Genomic DNA, 11,001 nt, shown 5'->3' with positions numbered 1-11,001 from the left:
GACACACGGCGGGTGCTAACGTCCGTCGTGAAAAGGGAAACAACCCAGACCGTCAGCTAAGGTCCCAAAGTTATGGTTAAGTGGGAAACGATGTGGGAAGGCTTAGACAGCTAGGAGGTTGGCTTAGAAGCAGCCACCCTTTAAAGAAAGCGTAATAGCTCACTAGTCGAGTCGGCCTGCGCGGAAGATGTAACGGGGCTCAAACCATACACCGAAGCTACGGGTATCACGTAAGTGATGCGGTAGAGGAGCGTTCTGTAAGCCTGTGAAGGTGAGTTGAGAAGCTTGCTGGAGGTATCAGAAGTGCGAATGCTGACATGAGTAACGACAATGGGTGTGAAAAACACCCACGCCGAAAGACCAAGGTTTCCTGCGCAACGTTAATCGACGCAGGGTTAGTCGGTCCCTAAGGCGAGGCTGAAAAGCGTAGTCGATGGAAAACAGGTTAATATTCCTGTACTTCTAGTTATTGCGATGGAGGGACGGAGAAGGCTAGGCCAGCTTGGCGTTGGTTGTCCAAGTTTAAGGTGGTAGGCTGGAATCTTAGGTAAATCCGGGGTTCTAAGGCCGAGAGCTGATGACGAGTTACCTTTTAGGTGACGAAGTGGTTGATGCCATGCTTCCAAGAAAAGCTTCTAAGCTTCAGATAACTAGGAACCGTACCCCAAACCGACACAGGTGGTTGGGTAGAGAATACCAAGGCGCTTGAGAGAACTCGGGTGAAGGAACTAGGCAAAATGGCACCGTAACTTCGGGAGAAGGTGCGCCGGTGAGGGTGAAGGACTTGCTCCGTAAGCTCATGCCGGTCGAAGATACCAGGCCGCTGCGACTGTTTATTAAAAACACAGCACTCTGCAAACACGAAAGTGGACGTATAGGGTGTGACGCCTGCCCGGTGCCGGAAGGTTAATTGATGGGGTTAGCTAACGCGAAGCTCTTGATCGAAGCCCCGGTAAACGGCGGCCGTAACTATAACGGTCCTAAGGTAGCGAAATTCCTTGTCGGGTAAGTTCCGACCTGCACGAATGGCGTAACGATGGCGGCGCTGTCTCCACCCGAGACTCAGTGAAATTGAAATCGCTGTGAAGATGCAGTGTATCCGCGGCTAGACGGAAAGACCCCGTGAACCTTTACTATAGCTTTGCACTGGACTTTGAATTTGCTTGTGTAGGATAGGTGGGAGGCTTTGAAGCGTGAACGCCAGTTTGCGTGGAGCCATCCTTGAAATACCACCCTGGCAACTTTGAGGTTCTAACTCAGGTCCGTTATCCGGATCGAGGACAGTGTATGGTGGGTAGTTTGACTGGGGCGGTCTCCTCCTAAAGAGTAACGGAGGAGTACGAAGGTGCGCTCAGACCGGTCGGAAATCGGTCGTAGAGTATAAAGGCAAAAGCGCGCTTGACTGCGAGACAGACACGTCGAGCAGGTACGAAAGTAGGTCTTAGTGATCCGGTGGTTCTGTATGGAAGGGCCATCGCTCAACGGATAAAAGGTACTCCGGGGATAACAGGCTGATACCGCCCAAGAGTTCATATCGACGGCGGTGTTTGGCACCTCGATGTCGGCTCATCACATCCTGGGGCTGAAGCCGGTCCCAAGGGTATGGCTGTTCGCCATTTAAAGTGGTACGCGAGCTGGGTTTAGAACGTCGTGAGACAGTTCGGTCCCTATCTGCCGTGGACGTTTGAGATTTGAGAGGGGCTGCTCCTAGTACGAGAGGACCGGAGTGGACGAACCTCTGGTGTTCCGGTTGTCACGCCAGTGGCATTGCCGGGTAGCTATGTTCGGAAAAGATAACCGCTGAAAGCATCTAAGCGGGAAACTTGCCTCAAGATGAGATCTCACTGGAACCTTGAGTTCCCTAAAGGGCCGTCGAAGACTACGACGTTGATAGGTTGGGTGTGTAAGCGCTGTGAGGCGTTGAGCTAACCAATACTAATTGCCCGTGAGGCTTGACCATATAACACCCAAGCAATTTGCTTAAGAAGCGAGTTGCGGTGTGTGAAGACGATACAAACCGAAAGTTTGCGAACACAAAAATCTATTACATACCCATTCGCTGGCACGTTGCACAAGCAACGGACTGGCTACCGAATTTCTTGACGACCATAGAGCGTTGGAACCACCTGATCCCATCCCGAACTCAGAAGTGAAACGATGCATCGCCGATGGTAGTGTGGGGTTTCCCCATGTGAGAGTAGGTCATCGTCAAGATTAAATTCCGAAACCCCAACTGCGCATGCAGTTGGGGTTTTGTTTTTGCGCGTGGAAAATTTGCTCTTATTCGCAAACAAATTTGCACAGTTATTTTCGGATTGGAACACTAGAATAACCGTTACTTTCTCCACTCCCAGAGCCTTCTATGCCAGAACCGGTTGACGCCCCCGGGTTGTCAGAATTACCACTGGACGACCTGGTTGCCTGCCATGAATGCGACTTGCTGATGCGCAAGCCCAAGCTCGCCCTCGGTGAGAAAGCCCAGTGCCCGCGTTGTGGCTATGAGCTCTACGCGCACCGGCACAATGTGGTCGAACGCAGCCTGGCCCTGGTGATCGCGGCCTTGTTGCTATATGTGCCGGCGAACTTTCTACCCATCATGCAGCTCAATCTCCTGGGACAGTCTTCCGAAGACACGGTCTGGAGCGGTGTGCAGGGGCTGTTCGACACCGGTATGGAAGGCGTGGCGGTGGTGGTGTTCCTGTGCAGCATGGGCATTCCCCTGCTCAAGTTGATTTGCCAGCTTTTAGTCCTGCTGAGTATTCGTTGGGACATCGGCCGCAGTTACGGCTTGCTGCTCTATCGCATTTATCACCATCTGCGCGACTGGGGCATGCTCGAGGTCTACCTGATGGGGGTGCTGGTGGCCATCGTCAAGTTGGCCGACATGGCATCCATTACCGTGGGCCTGGGCCTGGTGTGTTTTATCAGTCTGTTGTTGGTGCAGGTCTGGCTGGAGGTGGTGATGTCGCCTCACCAGATCTGGCAAGCGTTATCGGGAGAGGACATACATGCGGGCGATTGAGGCAGGCATTCTGATCTGTACTGAATGCCACGAGTTGAATCGGCAGGAGGCTGACAGCGAAGAGCAGACCTGCACTCGCTGCGGGGCCAGGGTTCATCCTCGTCGCCCCAATAGCATACTGCGCACCTGGGCGTTGCTGCTCACCGCCGCGATCCTCTACATCCCGGCCAACTTGCTGCCGATCATGACCGTCAGTTCCCTGGGCCAGGGTGACCCCAGCACCATCATGTCCGGGGTCATCCAGCTGGTGCAGCACGGCATGTTTCCCATCGCTGCGGTGGTGTTCGTCGCCAGTATCCTGGTGCCCACCTTCAAGCTGGTGGGCATTGCCTTACTGTTGTTTTCGGTGCAGCGTCACCAGCCGCTCTCTGCCCGACAGCGGATCATCATGTACCGCTTTATCGAGTTCATCGGCCGCTGGTCGATGCTGGATATCTTTGTCATCGCCATCCTGGTGGCGGTGGTCAACTTTGGCCGGCTGGCCAGTATCGAGGCCAATCTCGGTGCGGTCGCCTTTGCCAGCGTGGTGATCCTGACCATGCTGGCTGCAGTAACTTTCGATCCCCGACTGATCTGGGATAACACGGAGTCGGACGACGACCATGAGTGATTTGCCTACCGCCAAAACCCGCCCGGCCTCCAACTGGTCGGCTATCTGGGTATTGCCCCTGATTGCCCTGATCATCGGCGGCTGGCTGGGCTGGCGTGCCTACAGCCAGACCGGTATCGAGATCCAGTTGCGCTTTGAAAGCGGCGAGGGGATCCAGGCCAACAAGACTGAAGTGGTCTACAAGGGCATGCCCGTAGGTAAGGTCAAGACCCTGGCTCTGGACGATGAGGGCAACTCCAAGGGAGTGATTGCCTCGGTCGAGATGAACAAGGACGTCGAGCAGTACCTGAAGACCAACACGCGCTTCTGGCTGGTCAAACCCAGTGTCAGCCTGGCCGGGATCACAGGCCTGGAAACTCTGGTCTCGGGCAACTACATCGCCGTCAGCCCCGGGGATGGTGAGCCTAGTCGCAAGTTCAAGGCCCTGGCCGAGGAGCCTCCTTTATCTGATGCCAAACCGGGCCTGCACCTGACCATCAAGGCCGAGCGCCTGGGGTCGCTGAACCGTGGCAGCCCGGTGTTCTACAAGCAGATCCAGGTTGGCCAGATCAAGAGCTTCCTGCTCTCCGAAGACCAGAACACGGTGGAGCTCAAGGTCTATATCGAGCCCACCTATGCCAATCTGGTGCGCAAACACACACGTTTCTGGAACGCCAGCGGCATCAGCATCGACGCCAACCTGTCCGGGGTAAAAGTACGCAGCGAGTCCCTGTCCAGCATCGTCGCCGGGGGGATCGCCTTTGCCACGCCGGAGAATCGCAAGGACAGCCCGCCCACCGACCCAAGCCTGCCGTTCCGTCTGTATGAGGACTTCGACGCCGCCCAGGCCGGGATCCGCGTCAAGGTCAAGCTCACCGATTTCGAAGGCCTGCAGGCCGGGCGCACCCCGGTGATGTACAAGGGCATCCAGGTGGGTAGCCTGAAGGCCCTGAAGGTCGACTCCGACCTGAGCAGCGCCACCGCCGAGCTGACTCTCGATCCCCTGGCCGAGGATTACCTGGTCCAGGGCACCCAGTTCTGGACCGTCAAGCCTTCGATCTCCCTGGCCGGCATCACCGGTCTTGAGGCCCTGGTCAAGGGTAACTACATCGCTATCCGTCCCGGTGACAAGGGCGCCGCGCCCCAGCGCGAGTTCGAGGCCCGGGCCAAGGCCCCGCCGCTGGACCTGCGTGCCCCCGGCCTGCACATGGTGCTGTTCACCGACAACCTGGGGTCCCTGGATGTCGGCAGCCCGATTCTCTATAAACAGGTCAAGGTCGGGTCGGTGCAGAGCTACCAGTTCTCCCACACCCGCAAGCAACTGGTGATCGGCGTCCATATCGAGAAGGAATATGAAGGCCTGGTCAACGGTTCGACTCGCTTCTGGAACGTCAGTGGTATCACCCTGACCGGGGGCCTGACCGGCGGTATCCAGATCAAGAGCGAGTCGCTGCAAAGCCTGATGGCGGGTGGCATCGCCTTCGAGACCCCGCTGCCCAACGTACCGCTGAAAAAGCGCATTCCACGTTTCCGCCTGTTCGCCAACCAGGAGGAGGCGGCGCAGCGCGGCACCCTGGTGAGCATCAAGGTTGATCGCGCCGACGGCTTGCGGGCCGGCACGCCTGTACGCTTCAAGGGCCTGGACGTGGGCAAGCTGGAAGAAGTGACCCTCAGCGCCGACATGCAATCGGTCATGCTCAAGGCGCGGATCACCGAAGTGCCCGAGCGCATCGCCCGGGTCGGCAGCCAGTTCTGGGTGGTCAAGCCGGAGTTGGGCCTGATGAAGACCTCGAACCTGGAAACCCTGGTCACCGGCCAATACATCGAGGTCCAGCCTGCGACGAAGAGTCAGGGCGTGCAGACCAGTTTTGTCGCCTTGCCGCAACCACCGGAAGCCAGCGTTCAGGAAGCCGGCCTGAGCCTGGTGTTGAGCGCTGCTCGGCGTGGCTCGCTGAAAGTCGGAGTGCCGGTAACCTACCGCGAAGTGGCGGTGGGCAAGGTGACCGGTTACGAGCTGGGCCAGACGGCCGATCGGGTACTGATCCACATCCTCATCGAACCCAAGTACGCACCGTTGGTTCGCAGTGGTACGCGCTTCTGGAACAGCAGTGGATTTGGTGTCGACTTTGGCCTGTTCAAAGGGGCGACGGTGCGTACCGAATCCCTGGAGACCCTGATCCAGGGGGGGATTGCCTTCGCGACGCCGGATGGCGAGCGCATGGGCAACCCGGCGCGGCCTCAGCAGACCTTCCCGCTGTTCGACAAGTTCGAAGAGGAATGGCTGACCTGGGCACCGAAGATCCCCCTGGGCAAATAACCTTCTTGTAGGAGCCGGCTTGCCGGCGAAGAGGCCCTCAGCCCTGCGTCGCGCCAGAGGACGCCTTCGCTGGCAAGCCAGCTCCTACAGCAGCTTTCCCATAAAAAAGGCCGCGCTCGGAAGAGCGCGGCCTTTTTCGTTGCAGCGTTACGAAATCAGACTTCGTCCAGCTCCGCTTCTGCTTCCGGCTCTGCGTTCAGCACGGCCTTGACCTGATCGTGACGACGGATGAACTTCCAGTCGGCCTCGTCGATGTAGATGCCGTTCGGTCCGCTGCCACCTTCCAGGTCGATGGCCACCTGGGCCGAAACCTGGGGCTTCACACTGGCCAGGATTGGCACGAAGCCCAATTGCAGGCTGGTTTCCAGCAGCGCCGCCTGGTTGCGCTCGTCGATGTCCGCCGCCTCGTCGAGGTAGTAAGGCAGGCGGATGCGCCCGGCCTGGTCGCGGTCCATCAAGTGCAGCAACAGGTACATGTTGGTCAGCGCCTTGATGGTCATGGTGGTGCCGTTGGACGCCGCGCCATCGATGTCGGTGTGGATGACCGGCTGGCCGTTGACCTTGGTGATCTCGAACGCCAGTTCGAACAGGTCCTTGAGGCCCAGCTGGTTGTGGTTGGCCGCCACCAGCCGCGCCAGGTACTCCTTGGCTTCTTCGTTCTTGTTGTCCTGCTCGGCGCTCTGGCTCAGGTCGAACACCGACAGGGTCTCGCCTTCTTCGTATTGCCCGGCGCTGTGGATGATCTGGTCGATGTGCTTGAGGGCTTCCTTGTTCGGCGCCAGGACGATGCGGAAGCTCTGCAGGTTGGACACCTGGCGCTTGTTGATCTCGCGGTTGAACAGCGCCAGTTGGTGTTCCAGGCTGTCGTAGTCGCTGCGGATATTGCGCAGGGTCCGGGCGATATCGGTGACCGCGGCGCGGCGCGCCTTGCCCAGGGTCAGGGCTTCGTCGGTGCGGTGGGCATAGGCGTTGATCAGCAGCTGCAGGCGCCGCTCTACGTCATCCTCACTGTCGAACTTGGCCACGCCCTTGAGGCGCACCTGGGCATACAGCGCCTCGATCTGCCCGTCGACCCGCTGCAAGCCCTGCCAGCTGTCCTGGTAGTCGTTGAGCAATGGCAGCAGGTTGTCCATGGAGTCGTCCACTGGGTCCATGAACGGCGTGCCGAACGGCAGGTCCGCCGGCAGCAACTGACGGCGACGCAGGGCGTCGTCGAGGGTGCGCTGCTTGGCTTCCATGTCGGCAATCTGCCGGCCCACCAGTTGCAGCTTGGCCGACAGTTGCTGGACGCGTTCGGTGAAGGCGTCACTGGAGCGCTTGAGTTCGTCCTGGGCGGCCTCCATCTGTGCCAGCTGCTCCAGCTTCTCGCCTTCCTCGGCGCTCAGGGTCTGGGCACGGCGGAAGTCTTCCAGGGCCTTCTGCGCATCCAGTACCTGCTGGTACAGGGCTTCGGTCTGGGTCTTGCTCGCGGCGCGGTCTGCAGCCACGGCAGCTTGGGTCTTGAGCTGCTTGAGCTCTTTTTCCAGGCGCTCTTTCTGATCCCGCAGGGCGGCGCGGTCAGCCAGGGCCTGCAGGGCTGGCGGCTCGATGTGGGAGATGTCGATGGACAGCCCCGGCACTTCGAAACGCTCGCCCTTGAAGCCATCGAGGATCAGCTCCACCGACTTCACCCACTCGCCGTTGTCGTCCAGGGCGATGCCGTGCTCGCCCAGGGGCAGGCTGAACAGCGCGCTGTTGAACAGGCGCATCAGGCGCTCCACGTCCTGCTGGGAGAACTCCTCGCGCAGGCGGGCATAGCTGTTGTTGTCAGCGTGATCGAGTTGCTGCTTGACCGACTTCAGACGTTTTTCCAGGTCCCGCAGGCGCTCTTCCAGGTCTTCGGCGGAGAACTGCCGCGACTGGGCCAGGGCGCCGGCCAGTTCATCGTGGGCATCCTTGGCCGCCAGCAGTTGCTGTTCCAGGACCTTGACGTCATCCACCAGGGCGAAGCGGTGCTTGAGCACCGACAGTTCGCCGAGCCAGCGCTGGGTGCCGGTGATTTCCCGCTCCAGGCGCATCATTTCCTGGGTGCTGCTGCGCTGGTCGTTCTGCAGCGCGTCCTGCTCGTTGCGGTAATGCTCGGCCTGGATGGTCAGCTCTTCCTTGCGGGCGCCGGCGTAGTCCGACCAGGTGCCCAGCAGCGAGTCCAGCAACGGTGACAGGCGATGCAGTTTGCCCCGCAGAATGTCCCGCTGCTTCACGCCGTTGGCCAGGGCTTCCACCAGAGGGCCCGCAGCCACCAGGGAGTTGTAGTCCTGCTCCATGCGCCGCACATCGCGGAAGGCTTCGTCGCAGGCGGCGATGTAGTCGACGCTACCGGAGCGCAGGCTGTGCTCGAAGGCATCGAGGAACAGCTGCTTGAGCTTGGCCGCGGTGATTTCGCGCATGTGCAGCAGGTTGATGAACAGCGCACGGAAGGTCTTCAGGCTCTGTTCACTGGTGGAGCGCAGCGGAATCAGGGTCAGGTCCAGGGGGATCGACGTATGGCCGCCCACCAGCAGGCGCCGCAGTTCATCCGGCTTGAGTTCATAGGCCTTGAGGCCCTGGCGCTCCAGGTTGGTGAACAGCTCTTTCTGCCGCAGGCAGGTGTCGTCCTTCTGGTAATGCGCCAGGTCCAGCTGTCCGGCGTAGGCGAAGAACTGGTGACCGAAACCGCCGCCCGGGCCGCGCCCGACCACGCCGATCACATGGGGGCCGTGGGGTAGCGAGACCTCCACCAGGATGTAGCTGGTGTCGGAAGCGAAGTAGAAGCGCCGGGATTGCTCCAGGCTGTACTTGCCGAAGCTCATGTCCGACATGCGCGCCAGAATCGGGAATTGCAGGGCGTTGATCGACGCCGACTTGCCCAGGTTGTTGGCCCCGTAGACCGACAGCGGCTCTTCCAGGGGGAACAGGCCGAGGCTGTAGCCGGCGGTGTTCAGTAGGGCAAAGCGGCGGATGCCGTAGCGTTCCTTGCTCATGCGTCGAGCTCCTGTTCTTCGGCGATGGCTCGGGCCAGCGCGTCTTCTTCACTTTCTTCGGACTCGTCGAATTCGCTCAGGTCCAGCGGGTCATCGGTCTGCAGCAGTTTCTCGTCGCTGTCGTTGTCCACCAGCACCGGGGTCGGCAACGGCAGCACGCTGTGCAGGCTGGCGGCCAGGTCGCGGTCCTGTTGCACCGACAGGCAGACATCGAGGAAGCGGTGCATCGGCGGCAGGAAGCGATAGATCCCCGGCTCCTCGGCGGCAAAACCCAGCTGGGTCATGCGGCGCATGATCTTCTCTTCCAGCTCTTCCTGGGTCTGCACTTCGGCCTGGATGAACAGGTCGCGGTATTTTTCCAGCAGCGACGGCAGTTCGTCGCGGCCCAGGCTGCCGCCGTCGAGCACGGCGATCGGGTCGCGGCCCTGGTCGGCCAGGTGCTCCACCAGGATGAAGGTGAACAGCGCCAGGCGTTGGGCGGTCTTGTTCACCTGGGCGGCGGCGTTGTCCGGCACGAAGTAGTAGAAGCCGCGGGTATCGCACACCAGCTCGAAGCCCAGGGCCTTGAACAGGGTGCGGTACTGGTCCTGGAAATTCGACAGTTGGGCGTACAGCTCCGGGTCGCGGCGGCTGACGTGGTAACCCTTGAACAGCTCGCGGAAGATCGGCGCCAGCTGGGACAGTTCGGAAAGATCAAGATGCATTGGCGTTGCTCGCAGAATGCTCGGCGGCGTCATCGCGGGCCGAGAGCAGGGCGAAGGAGCGCAGGCTGACCTGGTGCTCCTGGGTGTGGTAGTCGCGGCGTTCGAGGCGCTCGCGCTTGAAGCGTTTTTCCCGGGACAGGCGCGAGAACCAGTACAGCAGTTCGTCGGTGGCGCCATCGGGCTCCTGGTCCAGCAGCCAGCTCATCAGGTCCGGCATCGGCAGGGCGTCTTCGCAGCGCTCGAGCATCTCGCGGACGGTGCGCGGCGCCTTGGGGGCCACGCCCTTGTGGGTCTTGTGGGCCTTGGGGAAGCGCGCGGGCTTGGGTTCGAAGCGGGCCAGGGCGTAGACATAGGCTTCCACCTGGCCGGAGCTGCCGAGGAAGGTGCTTTGCGGACGGGTGAACATCGGCATGGCGGCCTGGGGCACGGCGTCGATGCCCTTGCGGCGGATGGCCGACAGGGCCAGGGCCGCGCCGCGGGTCACGGCGTTATGACGGCGCGCCTCCTCACGCAGCGGCAGCAGCAGTTCCCGGGCATGGCGCAGGGTCAACTGGGCGCTGGTCTGCATTTCCAGGATCCGCGCGTGGGTGCGCAACAGCATGTCGTCGTCCACCAGGTGGCCCAGGCGCTGCTGTTCGGTGAGCATGCGCAGCAGGACGTTCTCCACCTTGCGCACGCCCTGTTCGAAGGCGCCGTCGGCGTTCACCAGCTGGATCATCGGTTCAACGTATTCGTCCCAGGTGGCCAGCACCTCGGCATAGCGCTGGCGCAGGGGGATCTGCCGGTCGCTGGTCTTGGCGCGCTCGGCCACCGCGACCAGGGCCTGTTCGTCGTTGGCGAGCTTCTTCAGGACATCGCGCACGCGCATGTCCAGCAGCCGCAGCTGACGGGCCAGGTCGTTGCCGTCGCGCACGTCGAAGGCGTCCTGGATGTAACCGGCCAGGCGCTCGAGGTGGCGCAGGTAGGCTTCGATCTCCAGGCACAGGCCCAGGCGGTGCTCACGGCGCAGGTAGGCGAGGAAGTCGTGGATCTGCGCATTGAGCTCGAAACGGTTCGGGCTTTTCGCCACCGGGACCAGGATGTCCAGGCGTATCCATACGTCCAGCAGGTGGGTGATGTCCTGGGGCGTGCTGTCCAGTTGTTGGGCAGACAGCTGTGAACGCAGTTCGGCAAGACTCAGGGTGCCTTGGTCGAAGTGCTCGCACAGCGGCTCCAGAAGTGCCCAGTGTTCGGCGAGGGCGCGCAAGACGCGCTTGGGTTCGATCATCGGAATGGCCGGCTGGTTGGCAATGAAAAGCGGCGATTGTACTGCATCAGGGGGCTGACGATTCACCCCCAGGTCCAGGTATGAGACGGACAGTCGCTTTTGT

General features: G+C 60.7%; 6 protein-coding genes and 2 rRNA genes (1 of these 8 only partly in view). 5 read left to right on the top strand and 3 right to left on the bottom strand.

Annotated elements, in window-relative coordinates; translation table 11 throughout:
* From KI242_RS26700 to KI242_RS26680, 5 genes are all read left to right on the top strand, one after another.
* Nucleotides 1-1,960 (top strand): 23S ribosomal RNA (locus KI242_RS26700) (it extends 932 nt beyond the left edge of the window).
* 138 nt (nt 1,961-2,098) lie between these two features.
* Nucleotides 2,099-2,214 (top strand): 5S ribosomal RNA (gene rrf / locus KI242_RS26695).
* Nucleotides 2,215-2,362: 148 nt separating this feature from the next.
* Nucleotides 2,363-3,022 (top strand): paraquat-inducible protein A, encoded by a 660-nt coding sequence (locus KI242_RS26690; protein WP_015637045.1) that lies wholly within the window; start codon nt 2,363-2,365, stop codon nt 3,020-3,022.
* Entirely contained in the window at nt 3,009-3,632 is a 624-nt protein-coding gene (locus KI242_RS26685; RefSeq protein WP_212805693.1) for a paraquat-inducible protein A, read from the top strand. The genes KI242_RS26690 and KI242_RS26685 overlap by 14 nt, the downstream gene beginning before the upstream one ends.
* Nucleotides 3,625-5,928 (top strand): MlaD family protein, encoded by a 2,304-nt coding sequence (locus KI242_RS26680; RefSeq protein ID WP_041119906.1) that lies wholly within the window; start codon nt 3,625-3,627, stop codon nt 5,926-5,928. The genes KI242_RS26685 and KI242_RS26680 overlap by 8 nt, the downstream gene beginning before the upstream one ends.
* A 155-nt stretch (nt 5,929-6,083) precedes the next feature.
* Here KI242_RS26680 and mksF read toward each other — a convergent pair whose 3' ends face one another.
* The 3 genes from mksF to mksB are packed head-to-tail and all read right to left on the bottom strand — an operon-like array spanning nt 6,084 to nt 10,898.
* The gene (mksF, locus tag KI242_RS26675) at nt 6,084-8,927 is read right to left on the bottom strand and encodes an Mks condensin complex protein MksF (protein WP_015637042.1); all 2,844 of its coding nucleotides are present in this window, start codon (nt 8,925-8,927) and stop codon (nt 6,084-6,086) included.
* Nucleotides 8,924-9,631: an Mks condensin complex protein MksE gene (gene mksE / locus KI242_RS26670; RefSeq protein WP_015637041.1), complete on the bottom strand. Its 708-nt coding sequence runs from the start codon at nt 9,629-9,631 to the stop codon at nt 8,924-8,926. The genes mksF and mksE overlap by 4 nt, the downstream gene beginning before the upstream one ends.
* A complete protein-coding gene (mksB, locus tag KI242_RS26665) occupies nt 9,621-10,898 on the bottom strand; it encodes an Mks condensin complex protein MksB (RefSeq protein ID WP_041120711.1) in 1,278 nt (425 codons plus the stop codon). Before mksB ends, mksE begins: the two co-directional genes overlap by 11 nt.
* Between the last annotated feature and the right edge of the window lie 103 nt (nt 10,899-11,001).

The sequence above is a fragment of the Pseudomonas sp. Eqa60 genome, assembly GCF_018326405.1.
Taxonomy (GTDB): Bacteria; Pseudomonadota; Gammaproteobacteria; order Pseudomonadales; family Pseudomonadaceae; genus Aquipseudomonas; species Aquipseudomonas protegens.
Note: the sequence above shows the minus strand (reverse complement) of the source record. Positions and strands in the feature narration are given on the sequence as shown.

Bases quoted from the DNA above. Each gene is read 5' to 3' on its own strand.
- KI242_RS26690 (WP_015637045.1), top strand. From the start codon at position 2,363: ATGCCAGAACCGGTTGACGCCCCCGGGTTGTCAGAATTACCACTGGAC.
- KI242_RS26685 (WP_212805693.1), top strand. From the start codon at position 3,009: ATGCGGGCGATTGAGGCAGGCATTCTGATCTGTACTGAATGCCACGAG.
- KI242_RS26680 (WP_041119906.1), top strand. From the start codon at position 3,625: ATGAGTGATTTGCCTACCGCCAAAACCCGCCCGGCCTCCAACTGGTCG.
- mksF (WP_015637042.1), bottom strand. From the start codon at position 8,927: ATGAGCAAGGAACGCTACGGCATCCGCCGCTTTGCCCTACTGAACACC.
- mksE (WP_015637041.1), bottom strand. From the start codon at position 9,631: ATGCATCTTGATCTTTCCGAACTGTCCCAGCTGGCGCCGATCTTCCGC.
- mksB (WP_041120711.1), bottom strand. From the start codon at position 10,898: ATGATCGAACCCAAGCGCGTCTTGCGCGCCCTCGCCGAACACTGGGCA.